The 20586-nt window shown below is 68.3% G+C and carries 20 protein-coding genes; 10 read left to right on the top strand and 10 right to left on the bottom strand.

Features of this window, described 5'->3' with window-relative positions:
• The first annotated feature begins 55 nt into the window (after positions 1-55).
• The 5 genes from hisC (at position 56) to ABFP37_RS07415 (ending at position 5826) form a co-directional block, all read left to right on the top strand.
• Positions 56-1174, top strand: coding sequence for a histidinol-phosphate transaminase (gene hisC, locus ABFP37_RS07435; protein ID WP_185982365.1), 1119 nt, complete (start codon positions 56-58; stop codon positions 1172-1174).
• A gap of 148 nt (positions 1175-1322) precedes the next feature.
• Positions 1323-2555 (top strand): pyruvate dehydrogenase (acetyl-transferring) E1 component subunit alpha, encoded by a 1233-nt coding sequence (gene pdhA / locus ABFP37_RS07430; RefSeq protein WP_347033138.1) that lies wholly within the window; start codon positions 1323-1325, stop codon positions 2553-2555.
• Positions 2555-3535: an alpha-ketoacid dehydrogenase subunit beta gene (locus ABFP37_RS07425; RefSeq protein ID WP_078028325.1), complete on the top strand. Its 981-nt coding sequence runs from the start codon at positions 2555-2557 to the stop codon at positions 3533-3535. Before pdhA ends, ABFP37_RS07425 begins: the two co-directional genes overlap by 1 nt.
• Before the next feature lie 83 nt (positions 3536-3618).
• Entirely contained in the window at positions 3619-5127 is a 1509-nt protein-coding gene (locus ABFP37_RS07420; protein ID WP_078028324.1) for a dihydrolipoamide acetyltransferase family protein, read from the top strand.
• Positions 5128-5217: 90 nt separating this feature from the next.
• Positions 5218-5826: a phosphatase PAP2 family protein gene (locus ABFP37_RS07415; protein WP_078028323.1), complete on the top strand. Its 609-nt coding sequence runs from the start codon at positions 5218-5220 to the stop codon at positions 5824-5826.
• A 46-nt stretch (positions 5827-5872) separates the two neighbouring features.
• Here ABFP37_RS07415 and ABFP37_RS07410 read toward each other — a convergent pair whose 3' ends face one another.
• The 3 genes from ABFP37_RS07410 to ABFP37_RS07400 form a co-directional block, all read right to left on the bottom strand.
• On the bottom strand, positions 5873-6211 hold the full coding sequence (locus tag ABFP37_RS07410) for a hypothetical protein (protein WP_078028322.1): 339 nt from the start codon (positions 6209-6211) through the stop codon (positions 5873-5875).
• A 241-nt stretch (positions 6212-6452) separates the two neighbouring features.
• The gene (locus ABFP37_RS07405) at positions 6453-6884 is read right to left on the bottom strand and encodes a universal stress protein (RefSeq protein ID WP_078028321.1); all 432 of its coding nucleotides are present in this window, start codon (positions 6882-6884) and stop codon (positions 6453-6455) included.
• A gap of 133 nt (positions 6885-7017) precedes the next feature.
• Positions 7018-8313 (bottom strand): PLP-dependent aminotransferase family protein, encoded by a 1296-nt coding sequence (locus tag ABFP37_RS07400; protein ID WP_347033137.1) that lies wholly within the window; start codon positions 8311-8313, stop codon positions 7018-7020.
• A 112-nt stretch (positions 8314-8425) separates the two neighbouring features.
• Between ABFP37_RS07400 and ABFP37_RS07395 the strand changes: the two genes are divergently transcribed.
• Positions 8426-9310 (top strand): isocitrate lyase/phosphoenolpyruvate mutase family protein, encoded by an 885-nt coding sequence (locus ABFP37_RS07395; RefSeq protein WP_347033136.1) that lies wholly within the window; start codon positions 8426-8428, stop codon positions 9308-9310.
• Positions 9311-9411: 101 nt separating this feature from the next.
• Here ABFP37_RS07395 and ABFP37_RS07390 read toward each other — a convergent pair whose 3' ends face one another.
• Positions 9412-10263 carry a GerMN domain-containing protein gene (locus ABFP37_RS07390; protein ID WP_347033135.1) on the bottom strand — a complete coding sequence of 284 codons (852 nt, stop codon included), beginning with the start codon at positions 10261-10263 and terminating at the stop codon, positions 9412-9414.
• Positions 10264-10453: 190 nt separating this feature from the next.
• On the bottom strand, positions 10454-11020 hold the full coding sequence (locus ABFP37_RS07385; protein WP_078028318.1) for an NADPH-dependent FMN reductase: 567 nt from the start codon (positions 11018-11020) through the stop codon (positions 10454-10456).
• A 122-nt stretch (positions 11021-11142) separates the two neighbouring features.
• On the opposite strand from ABFP37_RS07385, the gene ABFP37_RS07380 reads away from it, so the two are divergent.
• Together ABFP37_RS07380 and ABFP37_RS07375 are read left to right on the top strand one after the other, a co-directional pair.
• Positions 11143-11754, top strand: a complete 612-nt coding sequence (locus ABFP37_RS07380; protein ID WP_260680966.1) for a TetR/AcrR family transcriptional regulator — start codon at positions 11143-11145, stop codon at positions 11752-11754.
• Between the two features lie 9 nt (positions 11755-11763).
• Positions 11764-12822 carry a Gfo/Idh/MocA family oxidoreductase gene (locus tag ABFP37_RS07375; protein ID WP_347033134.1) on the top strand — a complete coding sequence of 353 codons (1059 nt, stop codon included), beginning with the start codon at positions 11764-11766 and terminating at the stop codon, positions 12820-12822.
• A gap of 110 nt (positions 12823-12932) precedes the next feature.
• Here the strand turns inward: ABFP37_RS07375 and ald are convergent, their stop codons facing one another.
• Positions 12933-14051 (bottom strand): alanine dehydrogenase, encoded by a 1119-nt coding sequence (gene ald / locus ABFP37_RS07370; RefSeq protein WP_078028315.1) that lies wholly within the window; start codon positions 14049-14051, stop codon positions 12933-12935.
• Between the two features lie 233 nt (positions 14052-14284).
• Between ald and ABFP37_RS07365 the strand changes: the two genes are divergently transcribed.
• Positions 14285-15505 (top strand): helix-turn-helix domain-containing protein, encoded by a 1221-nt coding sequence (locus tag ABFP37_RS07365; protein ID WP_347033133.1) that lies wholly within the window; start codon positions 14285-14287, stop codon positions 15503-15505.
• On the opposite strand, the gene ABFP37_RS07360 is transcribed toward ABFP37_RS07365, so the two are convergent.
• The 4 genes from ABFP37_RS07360 to ptsP all read right to left on the bottom strand — a co-directional run bounded on the left by ABFP37_RS07360 (position 15502) and on the right by ptsP (position 19662).
• Positions 15502-16875, bottom strand: coding sequence for an FAD-binding protein (locus ABFP37_RS07360; protein WP_078028313.1), 1374 nt, complete (start codon positions 16873-16875; stop codon positions 15502-15504). The genes ABFP37_RS07365 and ABFP37_RS07360 overlap by 4 nt on opposite strands.
• Positions 16876-16964: 89 nt before the next feature.
• Complete coding sequence (locus ABFP37_RS07355) at positions 16965-17237, bottom strand: hypothetical protein (protein WP_139362819.1); 273 nt, start codon at positions 17235-17237, stop codon at positions 16965-16967.
• Between the two features lie 138 nt (positions 17238-17375).
• Positions 17376-17795: a helix-turn-helix domain-containing protein gene (locus ABFP37_RS07350; RefSeq protein WP_078028312.1), complete on the bottom strand. Its 420-nt coding sequence runs from the start codon at positions 17793-17795 to the stop codon at positions 17376-17378.
• A 181-nt stretch (positions 17796-17976) separates the two neighbouring features.
• The gene (gene ptsP, locus ABFP37_RS07345) at positions 17977-19662 is read right to left on the bottom strand and encodes a phosphoenolpyruvate--protein phosphotransferase (protein ID WP_347033132.1); all 1686 of its coding nucleotides are present in this window, start codon (positions 19660-19662) and stop codon (positions 17977-17979) included.
• Between the two features lie 162 nt (positions 19663-19824).
• Between ptsP and ABFP37_RS07340 the strand changes: the two genes are divergently transcribed.
• Complete coding sequence (locus ABFP37_RS07340; protein ID WP_078028310.1) at positions 19825-20553, top strand: TetR/AcrR family transcriptional regulator; 729 nt, start codon at positions 19825-19827, stop codon at positions 20551-20553.
• Positions 20554-20586: the final 33 nt, after the last annotated feature.

Raw genomic sequence — 20586 nt, 5'->3', positions numbered from 1 at the left:
ATGCTGTCATATCGCGGGGCGGCATGGCCGGATGCCGCGAAGTAGGCTTGTTGGCATGACTTCATCAGAGACCACGGCGGGAAGCATCAGGCCGAGACCGGTTGTGGACCGGCTGCCCCGCTACGCCGCAGGGAAGCCGCCCGTCGCCGTCGACGGCCTGGCGAGCTACAAACTGTCGTCCAACGAAAACCCGCTGCCGCCGATTCCCGCCGTCGTCGAGGCCATCGCGGCCCAGACTGACTTCAACCGTTACCCGGATCCGCTGAGCACCAAGCTGCGGACGGCGATCGCGAAATTCCTGGACGTGCCCGCCGAGGACATCGTCACCGGCGCAGGCAGCCTGGGCGCCCTGAACCAGCTGCTGGCCACCTTTGCCGGCCAGAACGACGACGGCAAGGCCGACGAAGTGATCTACGCCTGGCGGTCCTTCGAGGCCTATCCCATCTGTGTCGGGCTGGCCGGAGCCGAGAGCGTCCGGATCCCCCTGACGCCGGACGGACGCCACGATCTCGACGCCATGGCAGCCGCCGTGACCGTGCGCACCAAGGTGATCCTGCTGTGCACACCGAACAACCCCACCGGCCCGATCCTCACTGCCGAGGAAACGGAGCGGTTCATCAACGCGGTGCCGTCGGATGTGGTGGTGGTCATCGACGAGGCCTACCAGGAGTTCGTTCGCGCGGAAGACGCCGTGGACGGCGTCCGGATGTACCGGAAATACCCGAACGTGGTGGTGCTCCGGACCTTCTCCAAGGCACACGGCCTGGCCGGCCTTCGCGTGGGCTACAGCATTTCCCAGCCGGAACTCACGCAGCACCTGCGCGTGGCGGCCACACCCTTCGCGGTGTCGCAGATCGCCGAGCAGGCCGCCGTGGTGTCCCTGGAGAATTATGACCAGGTTGTAGAAAGGGTACAAAGCCTGGTGGATGAGCGGGACCGCGTGACGGCCGGTCTCCGGGAACTGGGCTGGTTCGTTCCGGAGGCGGAAGGGAACTTCGTGTGGCTGAATCTGGGCGAGAACAGCGCCGAGTTCGCCCAGCTGGCAGGCGAACGCGCCCTGTCCGTGCGTGCCTTCGGCAATGAGGGCGTCCGGGTCAGCATTGGCGAACCGGAGGCCAACACCCGCTTCCTCGAGCTCTGTGCGATCTATACAAAACCCCCGCGGCGTTCCTAGCGGTTAACAAACGCGCCCCGGTGGTTACGCCGGATAAAGTAAGGAACAGTAAGCCAGAAATATATGCCCCATGCGGAATGCATTCCGTATGAAGCATATATCCCAGCGACATTGCAACGCATCCGGATGCGGCAAGCAAGGAGACGGTATGGGCGCCACACATCTGCCCTCCACCGAGTTCGACGGAACGGGGCTGGACGACCAGCTCGAGGCGGAGGCCGAGGCTGCCCTTGGCGAGCCGGCGGCCGAGATGGTCCAGTTACTGGGACCCGACGGCACGCTCGGCACGGACTCCGTGTTTTCCAAGTACGCCGAGCGGCTGGATGCGGAGAAGCTTCGCGGCTTCTATGCCGACATGGCTGCGATCCGGCGCTTTGACCAGGAGGCCACGGCGCTCCAGCGCCAGGGCCAGCTGGCGCTCTGGGTTCCGCTGACCGGTCAGGAAGCCGCGCAGATCGGCTCCGGCCGGGCCAGCCAGCCGCAGGATTATATCTTCCCGACGTACCGCGAGCACGGCGTGGCCCTGACCCGGAACGTGGACCTGGCCGAACTCCTGCGGCAGTTCCGCGGCATCTCCAACGGCGGCTGGAACCCCAAGGACACCAACTTCCACCTGTACACGCTGGTGCTGGCTGCCCAGACGCCCCATGCCGTCGGTTACGCCATGGGGATCCAGCGCGACCAGCGGCTCGCCGAAGCCAACGGCCTGGCGGAGTCCGGAACGGCGGAACCGAAGGCCGCCGTCATGGTCTACTTCGGCGACGGCGCCAGCTCCGAGGGCGACGTCCACGAGTCCATGGTGTTCGCGTCCTCCTACAACGCGCCGGTGGTCTTCTTCTGCCAGAACAACCACTGGGCCATTTCCGTACCGACTGCCGTGCAGACCCGCATTCCGCTGTCCAACCGTGCCAAGGGCTACGGCTTCCCCGGCATCAGGGTGGACGGCAACGACGTCATCGCCGTGCATGCCGTCACCGAGTGGGCTCTCGAGCACGCGCGGCAGGGCAACGGCCCGGTGCTGATCGAGGCCTTCACCTACCGGGTCGGAGCGCACACCACGGCGGACGATCCCACGAAGTACCGCGAGTCCTCGGAAGAGGCGCTCTGGCGGGCCAAGGATCCGCTGGACCGGCTGGAGAAGTACCTCCGCTCCGAGGGCATGGCCGACGACGCGTTCTTCGAACAGGTGGCCGCGGACGGCAACGAACTCGCCGCGTACATCCGCAAATCCACTTATGAATCGGACACCCCGGACATCCGGACGGCGTTCGCCAACACCTACGTGGAGGCTCATCCGCTCGTGGCCGAGGAGCTGGCCTGGTTCGAGGAATACAGCGCGGGATTCGCCGGCGAGGACACCGCAGAAGGGGCAGGCAACTGATGACCACCATGACCATCGCCAAGGCCATCAACGAGGGCCTGCGCGCCACCCTCAGCAACAACCCGAAGTCCCTGCTGATGGGCGAGGACATCGGGCCGCTCGGCGGTGTCTACCGTGTCACCGACGGCCTGATCGCCGAATTCGGCGCGGACCGCGTGGTGGACACCCCGCTCGCCGAATCCGGGATCGTCGGCACAGCCATCGGCCTGGCCCTGCGCGGCTACCTGCCCATCTGTGAAATCCAGTTCGACGGTTTTGTCTTCCCGGGTTTCAACCAGATCACCACGCAGCTGGCCAAGATGCATTCCCGCAGCAGCGGCAACCTGACCGTTCCCGTGGTCATCCGCATCCCGTACGGCGGAGGCATCGGCTCGATCGAGCACCACTCCGAATCGCCGGAGGCCCTCTTCGCCCACACCGCCGGGCTCCGCATCATCACCCCGTCCAACCCCCACGACGCCTACTGGATGATCCAGCAGGCTGTCGACTGCCAGGACCCGGTCATCGTGTTCGAACCCAAGCGCCGTTACTGGCTCAAGGGAGAGGTGGACACCGAGGCTGCCGGCCTGGCCGAGAATCCTTTCAAGGCCCACGTCGTGCGCGAGGGAACCGACGCAACCGTGGTGGTCTACGGCCCGTTGGTACCCGTGGCGCTCGCCGCCGCCAACGCCGCCGCGGAAGACGGCCGCAGCGTCGAAGTCATCGATCTCCGTTCCATCTCGCCGATCGACTTCGACACGATCGAAGCTTCGGTCAAGAAGACCGGCCGCCTGATCGTGGCCCACGAGGCGCCCACCTTCGGCGGCATCGGCGGCGAAATCGCGGCCCGGATCAGCGAACGGGCCTTCCATTCGCTGGAGGCCCCGGTCATCCGCGTGGGCGGTTTCCACATGCCGTACCCCGTGGCCAAGGTCGAAGAGGACTACCTGCCGGACATCGACCGCATCCTTGAGGCGCTGGACCGTACCTTCGCGTACTGACGCCTCAGCCTTACTGTCGCCTTCGCCTACCGACGACGCCGTGCACTGAGCGGATCGCCTGAGCTTTCGAACCCGAGGACCCCATGACGCTTAACAAGTTCAACCTCCCCGACGTTGGCGAGGGCCTGACCGAGGCCGAGATCGTCTCCTGGAAGGTCAAGCCGGGCGACACCGTGGCCATCAACGATGTCCTCTGCGAAATCGAGACCGCGAAGTCCCTCGTGGAGCTGCCGTCGCCGTTCGCCGGCACCGTCACGGAGCTGCTGGTCCCCGAAGGTGTGACGGTCGACGTCGGGACTGCCATCATCAGCGTGTCCGACGCCGTCTCGGGCGACCCCACGCCTGCCGATGTGCCGGCGCCGGCGCCGGCGGCACTGATGTACGGGAACCTTGCGGCAGATGACCAGCCGGCGTCCGACGGCGGAGCAGCCGACGGCGGCCTGGCCGGCGGTCCGCTGGTGGGTTCCGGCCCCAAGGCCGACGCCGTCAAGCGCCGCCCGCGCAAGACGAGGACTGAGATTCCGGCGGACCCAATCCACGGTGCTCCGGAAATCGAGCCTGTGCAGCCCCGGTCTTCGCGGGACGTTCTCGAGGCCCCGGTTCCGACAGGCTCAACCACCGGCGCGGTTCCGGCGGATTCGGCCGGCAGCGCTGAAAAGCCCACGCTCGGCGGCACCATCACCGGACTCGTGAACAAGGTCCTGGCCAAACCCCCGGTGCGCAAGATCGCCAGGGACCTGGGAATTGACCTGGCAGACGTCGTCCCCACCGGCGCCCGGGGCGAGGTGACCCGGGAGGACCTGGTCAGCTACCAGGCGCAGCGGGACGCGGAGCTGGACAAGGCGGATACATTCTGGGGCAAGTCGGGCCGCCCGCAGGACCAGCGGATCGAACGGATCCCGGTCAAGGGCGTCCGCAAGGCCACCGCGAAGGCCATGGTGGAATCGGCGTTTTCCGCGCCGCACGTCAGCATCTTCGTGGACGTGGACGCCAGCCGCACCATGGAGTTCGTCAAGCGACTCAAGGCCTCCCGCGACTTTGAGGGCATCAAGGTTTCCCCGCTGCTGATCCTCGCCAAGGCCGTCATCTGGGCCGCGGCGCGCAACCCCAGCGTGAACGCCACGTGGGTGGACAACCCGGACGGCAGCGACGGCGCCGAGATCCACGTCAAGCACTTCATGAACCTGGGCATTGCCGCGGCGACGCCGCGGGGCCTGATGGTCCCGAACATCAAGAACGCCCAGGACCTTTCGCTCAAGGAGCTGGCGCTGGCGCTGAACGACCTCGCCACCACGGCCCGTGCCGGCAAGACCCAGCCGTCCCAGATGCAGGGCGGCACCCTGACCGTCACCAACATCGGGGCCCTCGGCATCGATACCGGCACGCCCATCATCAATCCCGGCGAGGTGGCCATCGTGGCCTTCGGCACCATCAAGCAGAAGCCGTGGGTCCTGGACGGGGAGGTCATCCCTCGCTGGATCACCACGCTGGGAGGCTCCTTCGACCACCGTGTCGTGGACGGCGACCTCTCCGCCCGTTTCATGGCCGACGTCGCCTCCATCCTTGAGGAGCCGGCGCTGCTGCTTGACTGATTCAGTCAGTGCGACGCCAGTGCAAGGGCCGGAGCCCAGGCAAGCGTCACGGGAGCGGAAGGCGGGACTGTGGGCAGGACGGCACCCTTCATGAGCATTCGTGCCAGGAACCTCGCGGCCAGGGCCATCACCGAGGTCTTTCAGCCAACCGTCACCATGGCCCTGGTGCTGCTGTTCAGCCCTGCCGTCGAACCGGGGTTCCCGGGCACGGCCTGGTTCGGCGCCCTGGCAGTGCTGTTTGTGTGCCTGCTGCCGCTGGCCGCCGTCGAGCTGCTGGTCCGGCTGGGGAAGGTGACGGACCACCACGTCAGCGACCGCAGGCAGCGCGCCCCCGTGCTGGCCATGGCAGTGGTGTCGCTGCTGGCCGGATTATGCCTGCTCCTCGCCATCAACGCTCCGGGCAGCGTGATTGCCATGGTGCTCGCGATCGTGGGCGGAGTGGTGGTGCTTGCCGTCATCAGCCTCTTCTGGAAAATCAGCGGGCATGCGGGGTCCATCGCCTTCGCAACGGCTGTCGCCGTGCTGCTGCTGGGCGCCCCGTGGAGTCCGGTGCTGCTGCTGGTTCCCGCTGTCTGCTGGTCCCGCGTGGTGCTCCGCGCGCACACGGTGGCCCAGGTTGTGGCCGGCGCGGTGGTCGGCGGCGGCGTCACCACGCTGCTGTGGTGGCTGCTGCTGGAGCTGATGGTCCGCCCAGCGTGACGCACGCGGCCGGCCCCGCCCGGATTAGCCGCGGAAGCGCCGGGCCTCAGTAGGCGGCGTAAGAGGTCAGCATCTGGGCCAGGGCCGGATCGGAACTCATGCCAGCCAGGCCAAAGGCGGCGGCAATCATCGCGCCGGATACGGCGGCGACGGCGCCCGATACGGCTGCCAGGAACTTCCAGTCATCGCGCAGGACACTCTGCACGGTATCGGGCAGCCGCAGGTCCGGGGAGATGAGGTTGGGCGCGCTGTCCACGGAGCCGTCATCCAGCAGGGCGATGACACGGCCGGCCGCACGGTCGACGCGCATGGCGCTGATGTGGTTGCCGTGGCGGGCAAGAAGGATGTCGTGACCCACGAGCTGACGCCGCTGGAGTGTAAGCAAAATGTTTCCCCTGAAGTGGTAGATTCTCGGATGTCCGCTTCATCGGGGCCACTTCAAATTTTACCGTCGGGTTCGTCGCCGCCCGCCGGAAAACGGGGTGAGACTGCCCACCACGAGGGGTGACACGCGTCAAGCCAGGACGGCTCCCCCCGGACGCGGCGGACCGCAGGGGGCGCCGCGAGGCTCTGCTTACAGGCTGTGTTCAGGCCCCCCGGCTCAGGGGAGCGGCACTGCAGAACTCCTAGTCGGCGCCGTACGTGTTGGCGATGTAGACGTCGCAGGAGGCGCTGTGCGCAACGCTGTTTGCCACGCTGCCCAGCACGCGCCCCAAGCCGTGCATGCGGCGGTTTCCAACCACGATCATTCGGGCCTCGAGCCGTTCGGCCTCTCTGACGAGGGCCTCGGCGGGCTTGCCGCGCGCCGAGGAATAGGTGATGGTGAGGTCAGCGCCCGACAGATCCGTGGCGACGTTCTGGGCCACCTTTTCGGCTTCGCCCGCATCCGAGACGATCCACCTGTCACTGCCGCTGCCGTAGACCTCGGTCCGGTCGGTGTCGAACGCCGACACCACGTGCAGCCTCGCGCCGAGCGCCAGGGCAAGGTCCCTGGCTGCTTCCGCGGCCTTGCGGGCAGTACCGCTTTTGTCCACGCCTACAACAATGATTCCGCCCATGCCCCTGCTCCTCTTCGTTCGCCAGCCCTGCGTGCGCAGTGCCTCACTGCCTTCTGCGTCAGCACCTGTCCGGCCGCCGTTCTCAGGCTACCGCCCCTCCGGAGTGCGGCCCAGCCATTGGACACCGCGCGGCTCACACCAGTGCGTCGATGGCCTCCCGCAGCACCGGCGCCAGGCGCCGCACACCTTCGGCAATGGCCTCCGGCGGGACCGCGCTGAATGCCAGGCGGAGCTTGTTGGACGGTTCGTCCGAGTGGGTGAAGGCGGCACCCGGGATGAAGACGACGCCCGCATCGATCGCTTTGCGCAGCAGCGGATAAGTGTCAACGCCCGCGGGCAGGGTCACCCACACGAAGAACCCGCCCTCGGGCCGGGTCCAGGTAAGCCCCTCCGGCATGTGCTCCTCCAGTGCGGCCAGCATGGCGTGGCAGCGTTCGGCATACAGGCCGCGGTACGTGCGGATCTGGCCCTTCCAGTCGTAGTCCCGGAGGTAGGCCGAGACCAGCATCTGGTTCAGGGTCGGCGGGCACAGCGTGACGGCTTCGGAGGCGAGGTAGTAGCGGCGCTGCAGGTGGGCCGGGACCAGCGCCCAGCCGATGCGCAGGCCGGGCGCGAAGATCTTGGAGAAGGACCCCATGTAGATGACATCATCCGGGTTGGCCGCCCGCAGCGGTTGCAGGGGCTGCCCGTCAAACCTCAGCAGGCCGTACGGGTTGTCTTCCAGGACAATGATGTTGGCGTTGCGGCAGATGTCCACGATCTGCTGCCGGCGTTCCTTCGCCTGGGTGATGCCGGACGGGTTGTTGAAGTTGGGGATGGTGTAGAGGAACTTGATGTTCTTTCCGGCGGTCTGGAGCGCGGCGATCCTGGCCTCCAGAAGCTCGGGCACCAGCCCGTCGTCGTCCATCACCACCGCCTCAACCTGCACCTGGTACGCCTCGAAGGTGTTCAGGGCGCCCACATAGGTGGGCTCCTCCACGAGGACGACGTCGCCGGGGTTGCAGAACACCTTGGTGGCCACGTCCTGGGCCGACTGCGAACCCGCGGTGATCACCACGTTTTCCGGCTTGGCATCGAGGATGCCCTCGGCGGCCATCACCTCGCAGATCTGGGTGCGGAGTTCCTCCGTGCCCTGGCCTCCGCCGTACTGGAGTGCCGTCAGGCCGTCTTCGGCGATGATCCTCGCGGCCGTCTGGGCGAGTTTTTCCAGGGGCAGGGACTGCAGGTAGGGGCTGCCTCCGGCGAGGGACACGAGGCCCGGGCGCATGGAGATGTCAAAGACGTCGCGGACAGCCGACTGCTTGATGTTTGCTGCGCGCTCCGAGAAGAGTTCCTCGTGGCGGTGGGCGGACGTGGCCGCGCGTTCGATTGCGTCAATGGCTTCGGCCGGCAGCACTGCTGCCGCGGCATCAAGTGTTTCGTGGGTCACACTTCCAAGGATACAGCCAGCTGTTGCCAGGAAAGCAACAGTTGTTGACAAGGAAATCCCCAAATCCCGGGGCAGTCTTTACCTCCGTCCGCCGAGGGCATGGAATGGAGCCATGACACCGCACCGTTCCGCCAGCGCCCAGTCAGCCAAGGCAGCCGCCTTCCGCCAGCTCCACTCGGCCGCGGCGGCGCCGCTGGTGCTCGTGAACGTGTGGGATGCGGCGTCGGCGAAGCTCGTGGAGGAGGCCGGGGCGACGGCGCTCGCCACCTCGAGCTCCGCCGTTTCCTGGAGCCTCGGGTTTCCGGACGGCAACCACCTGCCTGTGGACCTTGCCGTGGAAGCGGTCAGGCGGATCGCGTCGGCCACGGCCCTCCCTGTGACGGCGGACATCGAGACCGGGTACGCGGGCTCCGACCGGGCCTTTGATGACGGCCTGCTCCGGCAGACCATCACGGCGGTGCTGGAGGCCGGCGCCGTGGGCGTGAACCTCGAGGACTCCGGCGGGGATCCGCTCACCGCCGTGGCCGAACAGGCGCGCCGGATCGGCGTCGTCCGGGACGCGGCCGAAGACTTCGGCGTGGCACTTTTCATCAACGCCCGGACTGACACCTACCTGTCAGGCCGCTTTCCGGAATCGGCCTTCGAGGAAACCCTGCAGCGTGCCGCCGCCTACGTGGCAGCGGGGGCCGACGGCATCTTCGTTCCCGGCGTGACGGACCTCCACGTTTTGCACGAACTCGCGCGGACAGTCGCTGCGCCACTGAACGCCCTCGCCGGCATCGGGGCCGCCTCCGTGGGGGAACTGCACGACGCCGGCGTGCGGCGGATCAGCATCGGCGGCAACACCGCGAAGGCGGCGTATGCAACGGTGTCCCGGGTGGCTGCCGACGTGCTCGGCGACGGCAACTGGTCCGAACTGGCCGGAGCGCGCAGCCACGCCGAGATGGACGCCCTGTTTGCCCCGCGCGACACCGCGGAGCGTGACGCGGGGGAATGAAGCACCGGGAATGAGGGACAGGGGAATGAGGCAGGGCCCGGCCCGCGGGGACGCGCCCAACGGCGCGGCGCCGAAAGGCGCCGCATCCAACGCAGCCGCGCCTAGCGCAGGCTGAGGACCTCGGCCAGGCTGACGCCGTTGACGTAGATCTCCGCGCGGGTGGCGCCCACGGCGGTGACAGCGGTCTGGGTGAGCTGCGCTTCAATCCGCGGAATGTCGCAGACCCCGCCCGGCTGCACCGAACCGGTCAGGTTGACCACCACGGTGGTGCCGTCAAGGTACCCGGAAACGTACTGCAATGTGGATGATGACAGGGCGTTGTAGAGGCCGGTCGCCGGCGGCGCCCCCGGGCCGGACAACAGCCGGCTCATGGCGGCGTGCAACGGTTCCCGGATGGAGGGATCGGCGTCGTGCACGGCAACCAGGCTGTCGTTGCAGCCGAAGCGCACGCCCGACGTGCCGCCGTCGTCGAGGGCGACGTAGTAGACCGCGGTTCCGGCGGCAGCGACTGCCCCGGCGCCGGGCGCCGTGTTCTTGGGCCCGGTGGCCTTGGGTGCCGCGGCGGACGCAGGGGCATCCGGCGCGCCGGCAGACGGCAGATCCTGGATGGCCGGGCCGGCGGCTGTGGCCGGCGGCCCGGAGGCCGGAGCCGGGACGTCAGCGGCGCCCGGGCCGATGCCGGCGCCCTGGCCGGACGCGGCAGCAGACCCGGAGCCGGACCCTTCGGCCGGACCCGTGGCGGCCGCAGGTGGGGCGCCCTCCTCCGGGGGACTGACCGGCGGGGCCGGGCGGGGCTGCGGAGCGGGGGCGGCGGCAGGAGCCGCGGCGTCTGCAGATCCTCCGGGAGCGGACACAGGCAGGGGCGCGCAGGAGCCCAGCCACAACGGAAACAGCAGGCAGAGGACGGCAGCCGCCGCCCTCCGTGTCCTGCTGTCCTGGCTGGTCTTCCTCATGACTGCACCGCACTCCCTGCCCCGGTACGTCCCGTACATCAACGTTAAGGCGGAGGAAGTCGCCGCGGGTGTCAGTTCGGCCGCAGCTCAGTCACGGAATGATTGCGCCCCCGGGGGGAGCCTGTCGCTTAAGTGGCAAACGCCCCCGGCAGCGGTCGTGCGGCCGGGGGCGTGCGTGGAAAAGGCTGGATCAGGCTGCTGCAGTGGCCTGCTGGGCGGATGCCAGGGAGTCGAAGATGCCCTTGATCTGTTCCACAACCTCGGCGTCGTCCTTCGGGTGGGTCTCGGCGAACCGGACCATGGAGCCGGGGACTGCCAGCTTGACGTCTTCGAGGATGCGGGCGCCGGCGATTCCGGCAGCCTTGCGGGCCTCGTCCTGGGCCCAGACGCCGCCGAACTGGCCGAAGGCCGTGCCGACGACCGCGGTGGGCTTGCCGGCCAGGGCGCCGGCGCCGAACGGGCGGGACAGCCAGTCGATGGCGTTCTTCAGCGAGGCGGGCATGGTGCCGTTGTGCTCAGGGGTGACCAGGAGCAGGGCATCCGCCGCGTTGGCTGCGGCGCGGAGGGCGGCGGCGGCTTCGGGGACCTGGCCCTCGACGTCGATGTCCTCGTTGTAGAAGGGAATGTTCCCCAGGCTCCCGTGGATCACGATTTCAAGGTCTTCCGGCGCATTCAGCTGGATGGCCTCGGCGAGCTTGCGGTTGGTGGAATCGGCGCGGAGGCTGCCGACCAGGGTGAGGACGGTGTTCTTGGACATTTGAACTCCTTGTATCAGGCCGCGGAGGGTCCGCCGGCTGGCTGGTTGTCGAGGCGCTTAATGCCTTCACCATACAAACGGACTACGGTCCGGATAATATTCCCCGGTCTAGAATGTTTCTTGTGAGCCTCATCCCAATCCGCTCCGGGACACCGTCCGGTTCCGGCCCGGAACGCAGCGATGCCGCGCGGAACCGGCAGCTGCTGCTGTGCGCGGCCCGGGAGCTGATCGAGGAGTGCGGCGCCGACGCCCTCACCATGGACAAGCTGGCCGAGCGCGCAGGCGTGGGCAAGGGGACCGTCTTCCGCCGCTTCGGCAGCCGCGCCGGGCTCATGATGACGCTGCTCAGCGACTCCGAGGCCGAGTTCCAGGGGCGTTTCATGTTCGGGCCGCCGCCGCTGGGCCCCGGGGCCCCGCCGCTGGAGCGGCTCATCGCCTTCGGTGCCGGGCGCATCGGCTACGTCTTGGAATACGGGGACCTCGCCCGCGCCGCCGACCATTCGGTCCTAAACCGCTTCGAGGTGCCAGCCGCCGTGCTGTGGCACCGGCACATCGAGCACCTGCTGCGCGAAGCCCGGCTGGACGCGGACCCCTGGCTCATGGCGATGTCGCTCAGCGCAACCCTGGATCCGGAGCGGCTCCTATATGCCGTCCGCGTGCAGGGCGTGTCCCCGGAGCGGCTGGAGGAATCATGGCGCCAGCTTGTTACGCGGGTGGTCCGGCCGGCGGAGTAGCGTTGCACCATGCGCACCGACCCCGCTTCCTCCCGTATCCGCACGGCCGTCGTGGGCTACGGCCTCTCCGGCAGCGTTTTCCACGCGCCGCTGATCGCCGCTGAGCCGGGCTTTTCGCTGGACGTCATTGCTACGTCCGACGCCGGACGCCAGGCGGCCGCCGTCGGGCGGTACCCCGGCGTGAAAACAGTGCCCGACGGCGACGCCGTCCTTGCGCTGGCGGCCGACCTTGACCTTGTGGTGCTGGGAACGCCTCCCGCCACGCACTACCCGCTGGCGAAGGCCGCCCTCGAGGCCGGGCTCGACGTCGTGGTGGACAAGCCGTTCGCCGTGACCAGCGCGCAGGGGCAGGAGCTGATCGCGCTCGCCGAAAGACTGGGCAGGGTCCTCACCGTGTTCCAGAACCGCCGCTGGGACGGTGACTTCCTGACCGTCAAGGCACTCCTGGAGGCCGGCTCGCTGGGCCAGGTGACGCGGTTCGAATCGCGGTTTGAGCGCTGGTCCCCCGAGGTGTCCAAGGCCTGGAAGGCGGAGGCCACGGCGGCCGACGGCGGCGGCGTCCTCTTCGACCTCGGCACCCACCTGCTGGACCAGGCACTGCTGCTCTTCGGGCCCGGCGCCGTGGTCCACGCCGAACTCCTGGCACGGCGCCCGGGCGAGAAGGTGGACGACGACTGCTTCCTGGTGGTGCGGCACGAGTCCGGCGTGCTGAGCCACCTGTGGATGAACATGCTCTGCGCCCAGCAGGCGCCGCGCTACCGCGTGCTCGGATCCGAGGCCGCCTACACCAAGCACGGCGTGGACCCGCAGGAGCCCTACATTGTTGCCGGCGGAAGCCCGCTGGACGAAGAGTACGGCGTCGAGGACAAGGACTGGGCAGGCCTGCTGGGCCGCGACGGCCACCTCGACCGGCTGTCCACCGAGCGCGGCGCCTACCCGGAGTTCTACCGGATCCTCGCGGCCAAGATCTCCGAGGGCGGCACGGCCTCGGCTCTGCCCGTCCCGGTTGATCCGGCAGGCCCGGTCGAGGTCCTGAAACTGATCGAGCAGGCCCGCTCGCTCGCTTAAAACGAAACCGCTGGTCGAAAAGAAACCGCTGGTTGAGCTCATCGAAACCTTGGTTTCGACGAGCTCAACCAGCGGAACTCAACCAGCTGTGCGGTCGGTCGGTGCCAGGGTTAGGCGGAGACGAGCTCGTGCCAGTCCGCCACGAGGGGCAGGTTGTGCGCCTCGGAGACGGAGCGGTGTGCCACGTGGCCGGCGGCGATGTTCAGGCCAGAGGCGAGGGCGGGATCCTTATCGAACGCGGCCTTTACGCCCAGGTTGGCCAGGGCCACTCCGTAGCGCAGGGTGACATTGGTCAGCGCGTAGGTGGACGTGTTCGGGACGGCGCCGGGCATGTTGGCCACGCAGTAGAAGATGGTGTTGTGCACCTTGTACGTGGGTTCCTGGTGCGTGGTGGGGTGGGTGTCCTCGAAGCAGCCGCCCTGGTCCACTGCGATGTCCACGAGCACGGAGCCGGGCTTCATGCGGGCCACGAGTTCGTTGGTGACCAGCTTGGGGGCCTTGGCGCCGGGGATCAGTACGGAGCCGATGACGAGGTCCGCGTCCACCACGGACTTCTCGATCTCGTACTTGTTGGACGCGACAGTCTTCAGCCGGCCCTGGTACTGGGCGTCCAGCTCGCGCAGGCGGTTGATGTTGATGTCCAGGATGGTGACGTCGGCGCCGAGGCCGATTGCCATCGCCGCGGCGTTGGTGCCCGCGACGCCGGCGCCGAGGACCACAACCTTGGCCGGGCGGACGCCGGGGACGCCGCCGAGCAGCACGCCCTTGCCGCCGGCAGGGGCCATCAGGGACGTGGCGCCGACCTGGACCGACAGGCGGCCGGCAACCTCGGACATCGGCGCCAGGAGCGGCAGGGTGCGGCCTTCCTGGACGGTTTCGTAGGCGATGGCCGTGACGCCGGAGTTGATGAGTTCACGGGTGAGCTCGGGCTCGGCGGCGAGGTGCAGGTAGGTGAAGAGGATCAGGCCCTTCCGGAAGCGGTGGTATTCGGCCTTGATGGGCTCCTTGACCTTCATCACCATGTCGGCGCGGGACCAGACCTCGTCCGGATCGGCGACGATCTCGGCGCCGGCGATGGCATATTCCTCGTCAGTGATGCCGGAGCCCAGGCCTGCGCCGCGCTCGACCAGGACCGTGTGGCCGTGCGTGCGGAACTCGTGAACGCCGGCGGCCGTGATGGCAACGCGGAATTCGTTGTTCTTGATCTCTTTGGGGACACCGATGATCATTTTGGGCTCCATATTCGATGGGCTGTTGAGGCCGAAAGTTGCGGGGGAGGTGTGATTCCAGAATAGATCCGCCTGTGAGGCAGGCGACAGGAACGGTGCGCCGGTGAGTGCCGTCGTCCGCGTGATTCCGCGGATTTTGAGCACCACGGTTCGACGTTTGTCGAGTCCCGAAGCGTCAGGTGTCGCCTGCTGTCCGTTCGCCCCGCAGGCCGTCCGGGACGTAGTCTTGCAGCATGCAGCAGCAGGACGTGGAACAGCTCGTGGAACGGGTGGCGCTGAAACTGGGCCGCGGCCTATCGCTGGAGGACCTCGACGGCCTCCTTCTGGCCTACAGCTCGAACCAGTCGCACGCGGACAGGGTCCGGGTGAACTTCCTGCTCAGCAAGCGCGTGCCTTTGGACGTCAAGGCGTGGCAGCTTTCGCACGGGATCGCCACGGCGGTGCGTCCCGTCGTCGTTCCTGCCAACCAGGACCTGGGAATGCTGGGGCGCGTCTGCGTCCCGCTGCTGGTCCGCGGATTCCGCGTCGGGTATCTCTGGGTGCAGCAGGACGCGGAGGAGCAGAGCGCTGCGGCGATCCTCACCCAACTGCCGGACGTCCGGGACGAGCTTGATCTGCTGTCCGGGCTCCTGCTGGACTCCAATACCGCGGAATCCGAGTTCCGGCGCAGCCGCGAACGCGAATTCCTGGCGGCCTGCGCCGGGGAAGCCAATGCCGTGGCGGCCGTGGCCGGCTGGAAGGAAGTGCAGGACCGCGGCCCGTGGCAGCTGGTGACCGTCCTCGACGCCGACGGCTGGTCCGCCGGACCCGATCCGATCGCCTCCACGCTCATCCACCGGTCCGCGGCGCTGCAGGCAACCATCGGCGTGGACGCCACCCTTTTCAGCGCGGGGGCCGAAACGCACGCCGTGGTCCTGTTCCGGGAGTCCACCGGGCGCGCCAGCCACGCGCAGGTCCTGGTGCATTACCAGCTGGAACTCGCCAAGCGCTCCGGGCGTCCCGTGGAGCGCATCATCCTGGGCATCAGCGAGGGCTTCACCCGCACCAAGGAACTGGCCGAGGCTTACCGCCAGTCGAAGGTGGCCGCCCAGGCGGCAGCGGTGGACCCGCAGCTCGGGGAGCTCGTGGATTGCCGGGCCGCCGGCGTGTACCAGCTCCTGGCGTCCGCCGGCGGCGGGGCCGGAGTCTGGGGCGACGCCGGCTCGGTCAATTTCCGGACCCTCGAGGACCACGACCGGAACGGGGAACTGCTGCCGGTGCTGGAGCTGCTCTACGACAACGACGGCTCGGTCCAGGACGTGGCCGAGAAACTCCACCTGCACCGCAGCAGCATTTACAACCGGCTGGGCCGCATCCGGCAGCTGCTGGGCGTGGACCCGCTGAAGGGCATGGTCCGGATGGAGCTGCACGGCGCGCTCAAAGCCCGGCGCTGGGCCGGACGGCCGCGCATCTAGCCGAAAACCGTGCGTTCCAGGAACGCGTTCCGGAACTTGCCCTCCGGGTCCATTCCCTCCGCCAGCTTGCGGAAGTCGTCAAAACGCGGATACAGCGGCGCCAGGGCCGCGGCGCCGGCCGTGAACAGCTTGGCCCAGTGCGGGCGGGCGCCCAGCGGGGCGAGCTTCTCTTCAATGAGCGGCAGCACCCTCTCCACGGCCGCCTGGTCCGGCTTCCAGGTGAAGTGCAGCCCCACGGAAGCCTGGCCGTACGCCGGGCTGAGCCAGAGGCGGTCATGCGCCACGGTCCTGATTTCGGCCACCTGCAGCAGCGGAGTCACCGCCTCCGACAGGCCGCGCATGATGCCGATGGCCGCCACGGCATGTTCCCGCGGCACGAAGAATTCGCTCTGCAGCTCCTCGCCGCTGCTGGGGGTGAATGCCATGCGGAAGTGCGCCAGCCGCTCCGCCCAGGTGCCGGCGACGCCGAGCTGTTCGGTGCAGTTTTCCGCGGATACGCCCGGCAGGGGGTGGCGTGCTTCCGGAGCGGCGGTGCCGCCGAAGAACGTGCGGGGCGCCGGGTCCGGCCGGCCTGCCCCCTCCGTGCTGCCAAAGGTGCCGGCAACGAAGCGGTCAATGAAGCCGGCGGGGACGGCGGCGTGGGCGCCGGCGGGGGGACCGCCGTCGGGAATCCTGCTCTTGAGCCAGGCCTGCGCCACGGTGCTGCCGCTCCAGTCCGTGAACAGGCTGACGCTATATGCGCTGGAGGTGACGGCGTCGAAGTCCGCCAGGACCGTGTCCCACGGCAGCTGTTCGAAGACGTCCTGGCGCACCTCAAAGTGCGGTTCGATGTCCAGGGTCACCCGGGTGACGATGCCCAGGGCACCCAGGCCCACCACGGCGCCGTCGAATCCCGGGGAACTCCCGCGGTTCAGCGTGCGCACGGAACCGTCCGCGCAGACGAGCTCCAAGGCAGCCACCGAAGTGGCCAGGTTTCCGTTGGCGTCGCCGGAGCCGTGCGTGGCGGTGGCGATGGCGCCGGCCACGGAGATGTGCGGCAGCGAGGCGAGGTTGGCGAGGGCGAATCCCTGCCGGTCCAGTTCCGCGGCGAGCGTTCCGTAGCGGGTTCCGCCGGACACGGAGACGGTGAGTGCGGCGGCGTCGATGCTGATATCCGGTTCGAAGTCCTCGAGGGAGATGAGGATGCCCGATGAGTCGGCGATCGAGTTGAACGAGTGGCGCGACCCTACGGCCCGGACTTTGGGCGCGGCGGCCACCAGGGACCGGACTTCACCGAGGGTACGCGGGCGGTGGATGGCAGTGGCGCCGTACCGGTAGTTCCCGGCCCAGTTGAGTTCAGTGCCGCCCAGTTCCGTCGGTGCAGTACCCATGATCCCCCTTCAGGCCGGAACCGCCCCGGCGAGTGTTAACGCTAACAATACTTCAGGGCACCGCCGGGTCCTGTCAATGCCCGGCGCGGTCAGGCCGCGTTCCCCTCCTGCCGGGGAAGCTGGTCAGCGGTGCGGTCCAGGATCACGGGGTCCGACGCCTGCGGCTGCAGCTGGATCGGACCGGAGGCAGTGCCGCCGCGCCGGGAGAGCCGGCCTTCCGCCCACATGGACACGGCCACGTACGCAACGCAGCTGGAAGTGAACACGGCCGTGTCGTTCAGCCCCATGATGCTTCCGAGTACAGCAGCCACACCCATGGCGACGATGCCCGCCACGATGTGCAATCCCCTGAGTCTCACCACGAATAAAGAGTAACCCCGTGCGCGGGCCGGAATCCCTGCCTGGGCGGGATCGTTGCTTGATCCTTATCACGCCGTCATCCAGTGCCGGGGGCATGTCATTTGGCCGGCACGCAGGCACGGGCTGCGCGGCCGGCGGAGCTACGGGCCAGGGTTCTCGCCGGTGGCGTTGCCGGCCGGTTCGGCGGCGGACTGCTTCTTCTTCTGCGCCTCCAGCCACGCCATGATGGCGGCCAGCCGGATCCGGCGGTGCGTGCCCCGGTATTCCACCGGAATCTCGCCGCGGTCCGTCATGTTCCGCAGGTAGGTGTGGGAGATTCCGGCGAGTTCGGCCGCCTGGGATGTGGTGAGCATTTCCTCCACGCTGCTCACCGTTACGGCTTCGCCGCGGCTGAACCTTGCCAGGAGGTCGACGACGGCGTCCCTCGCCTGGGGCGGCAGCCGGTGGACGGTGCCGTCCACGAACACCGTGATGTCGTTGCCGCCATCCAGCGCGTGCCGGAGGTTCAGTGCGTCCTCGGCTGGGAGGGCGGGGGTCACCCTGGGAGCTATCAGTGCCATGGCAGAAGCCTAGCGGCTGCGCGGCGACGGGCCGGGGGACGGGCCGGGCGAACTCCCCGGCCGGCCGCCGGCCGGGAGCGGAGCTGACCGCACCAAAAACACCGGATTAAACACCGGAAGCGGGCACCCTGCACCGCGGCGCCCGGCTCCCGCCCGGACCTTCCCCGGCCTCCCGGAAGGGTTACAGCCCCAGCTCCTCCAGGACGGGCAGCTTTTCCCGCACCCAGGCGCGGGCCTCGGTGGCGCTCGGTGCGGAGAGGGCCAGCTTGGCCAGCTCCTGCGCCTCGGCCAGCGTGACGGTCTTGAGCACCGCGGCCACGGCGGCCAGCGAACGGGCGGTCATGGACAGGGTGGTGACGCCGAGCCCGGTCAGTACGACGGCAAGGGCCGGGTCCGCCGCGGCCTCACCGCAAACGCCCACGGGCTTGTTGTGCCCTTCGATCGCCGAGCCTTCCACCGTCAGCCCGACGAGGCGCAGGACGGCAGGCTGCCACGGCGTGTTCAGGCCGGCCAGTGGGCCAAGCTGGCGGTCGGCCGCCATGGCGTACTGGGTGAGGTCGTTGGTGCCCAGGCTCGCGAAGGCGACCTCGCGGAGGATGGTGTCGGCGGTCAGGGCGGCGGACGGGACCTCCACCATGACACCGGGCGTCTTGATGCCGGCCTCGGCACACATGGTGGCGAAGCGCGCGGCCTCCTCCGCCGTCGAAATCATGGGCGCCATCACCCACACGTCCGCTTCGGATTCCCTCTCGGCCCGGGCGATGGCTTCCAGCTGGCGCTCCAGGACGCCCGGGGTGGTGAAATCCGTGCGGTAGCCGCGGACGCCGAGGGCCGGGTTGGGCTCGGTGGAGTCGGTGAGGAAGGGGAGCGGCTTGTCGGCACCGGCGTCCAGCGTGCGAAGCACCACCTTCTTGCCGGGGAAGGCGTCAAACACGCCCTTGTAGGCGGCGGCCTGTTCGTCCACGCTGGGTTCGGTGTCGCGCTCGAGGAAGCAGAACTCGGTGCGGAAGAGTCCCACGCCCTGCGCCCCGAGCTTTGCTGCGGCTTCGGCATCCTTGGCGCCGCCCACGTTGGCAAGGAGCGGGACGAGGTGGCCGTCCGACGTCGTGCCCGTGCCGCTGAACTCGGCCAGGAGGGAGGCCGTGGCCGCCCAGGCCTCCGCAGCGGCGTGCAGGGAGTCGTCCGGTTCGGCGGTAATGGTGCCTGCGGCGCCGTCGACGTAGACCTCGGTGCCGTCGGGCAGCTCATCCACGCCCACGGCGGCCACCACGGCCGGCAGGCCGAGCGAACGGGCAATGATGGCGGTGTGCGACTGCGGGCCGCCGCCGGCCGTCACCAGCGCGAGGACCTTGTTCGGGTCCAGGGTGGCGGTGTCGGCGGGGGCGAGGTCTTCGGCCACGAGGATGAAGGGCTTCTCGGACGAGGGAATGCCGGGAGCGGGCACGCCGCGGAGTTCGGCCACAATGCGGGCACGGACGTCCAGGATGTCGGTGGCGCGCTCTGCCATGTAGCCGCCCAGGTTGTGCAGCATTTCCGCAACCGAGGATCCGGATTCCCAGATGGCGCGCTGGCCGGACATTCCGCGGGCGATGAGCTTGCCCGCGCCCTTGATCAGCATGGTGTCCTTGGCCATCAGCGCCGTGGCTTCCAAGACCGCCTTGCCGTCGCCGGTGGCGTGGCTGGCACGCGCCTTGAGGTCATCGTGGACTGCGCCCGCCGCTGCCTTCAGCGCCGCCGTCGCATCTTCGGGGGAGGTGCCCGCCGCCAGCTGCTCGCCGGCGGGAGGTTCGCTGATGGGCTTGGGCATCTGCCGGACGGTGCCGATGATGCGGCCGGGGCTGACGCCAACTCCTGTGAAGTTCTGCACTGAAGGTCCTCATTCTCTGCCGGTAGCCAGGCCCGCCGGTCTCTGCCCGGACAGTGGTCCGGGCGGTTCGAACGGCCACGTCCGAAATTTCTGTGCGGTGCCTGAAAAAATTGTATGTGATGCAGTTCATATAGCGTTGCTATAGGTGCTAGGGTAGCGGTTATGAGTTTCGATGGCCAGCTCCCGCCCAAACTGAGGCTGTTGCGTGCGGCAGCCGAGTTGCTGGCCAACTCCGCGGGAGCAGCTGTATCAACCCGCCAGATCACGCAGCTGGCAGGCGTCACGGCACCCACCCTGTATCACCACTTCGGTGACAAGGAGGGCCTGTTTGACGCGGTTGTGGCCGCAGGATTCGAAGAATACGTGGCGGGCGAACGGGACTTCGCCCCGTCCGGGCAGCCGCTGGAAGACATCCGGCGGATGTGGGACAACCATGTCCAGTTCGGGCTCAACCAGCCGGAACTGTATCTGGTCATGTTCGGTAACATCCGCCCCGAGAGCCGCCCGTCCATCGTTGCCGATGCCGAGGCCCTCATGGAGGAGATGCTGAACAAGGCCGCCGCGGCCGGTCAGCTGAACGTCCAGCCGAGGGAGGCTGCACGAAGCATCCTGGCGGCCAACGTCGGCGTCACCCTCATGCTGATCGCGGAGCCGGCCCCGGAGCGGAACCTCGAACTGTCAACCATGACCCGGGACGCCATGATCTTCGCGGTGTCCAGCGACCAGGCCAAGGATGCCGGGCCCGGGGATTCCGGGAAATCATCCGTGGTAGTGGCTGCCATCGCGCTGAACGCGGCGCTGCAGGCATCCCACTCGGACCAGCTGTCCAGCTCGGAACTCAAGCTCTTTCTCGAATGGCTCCACAGGATCTCCAACAGTTCCACCAGCTAGTCGTCGAAAATATCGGACCATCCTGCGGTGCAG

This window comes from Burkholderia sp. RS01, from assembly GCF_039748055.1.
Lineage (GTDB): Bacteria > Actinomycetota > Actinomycetes > Actinomycetales > Micrococcaceae > Arthrobacter.
This window is presented reverse-complemented; position numbering and strand designations above follow the sequence as displayed.

Bases quoted from the DNA above. Each gene is read 5' to 3' on its own strand.
- hisC (WP_185982365.1), top strand. From the start codon at position 56: ATGACTTCATCAGAGACCACGGCGGGAAGCATCAGGCCGAGACCGGTT.
- pdhA (WP_347033138.1), top strand. From the start codon at position 1,323: ATGGGCGCCACACATCTGCCCTCCACCGAGTTCGACGGAACGGGGCTG.
- ABFP37_RS07425 (WP_078028325.1), top strand. From the start codon at position 2,555: ATGACCACCATGACCATCGCCAAGGCCATCAACGAGGGCCTGCGCGCC.
- ABFP37_RS07420 (WP_078028324.1), top strand. From the start codon at position 3,619: ATGACGCTTAACAAGTTCAACCTCCCCGACGTTGGCGAGGGCCTGACC.
- ABFP37_RS07415 (WP_078028323.1), top strand. From the start codon at position 5,218: ATGAGCATTCGTGCCAGGAACCTCGCGGCCAGGGCCATCACCGAGGTC.
- ABFP37_RS07405 (WP_078028321.1), bottom strand. From the start codon at position 6,884: ATGGGCGGAATCATTGTTGTAGGCGTGGACAAAAGCGGTACTGCCCGC.
- ABFP37_RS07395 (WP_347033136.1), top strand. From the start codon at position 8,426: ATGACACCGCACCGTTCCGCCAGCGCCCAGTCAGCCAAGGCAGCCGCC.
- ABFP37_RS07390 (WP_347033135.1), bottom strand. From the start codon at position 10,263: ATGAGGAAGACCAGCCAGGACAGCAGGACACGGAGGGCGGCGGCTGCC.
- ABFP37_RS07385 (WP_078028318.1), bottom strand. From the start codon at position 11,020: ATGTCCAAGAACACCGTCCTCACCCTGGTCGGCAGCCTCCGCGCCGAT.
- ABFP37_RS07375 (WP_347033134.1), top strand. From the start codon at position 11,764: ATGCGCACCGACCCCGCTTCCTCCCGTATCCGCACGGCCGTCGTGGGC.
- ald (WP_078028315.1), bottom strand. From the start codon at position 14,051: ATGATCATCGGTGTCCCCAAAGAGATCAAGAACAACGAATTCCGCGTT.
- ABFP37_RS07365 (WP_347033133.1), top strand. From the start codon at position 14,285: ATGCAGCAGCAGGACGTGGAACAGCTCGTGGAACGGGTGGCGCTGAAA.
- ABFP37_RS07360 (WP_078028313.1), bottom strand. From the start codon at position 16,875: ATGGGTACTGCACCGACGGAACTGGGCGGCACTGAACTCAACTGGGCC.
- ABFP37_RS07350 (WP_078028312.1), bottom strand. From the start codon at position 17,795: ATGGCACTGATAGCTCCCAGGGTGACCCCCGCCCTCCCAGCCGAGGAC.
- ABFP37_RS07340 (WP_078028310.1), top strand. From the start codon at position 19,825: ATGAGTTTCGATGGCCAGCTCCCGCCCAAACTGAGGCTGTTGCGTGCG.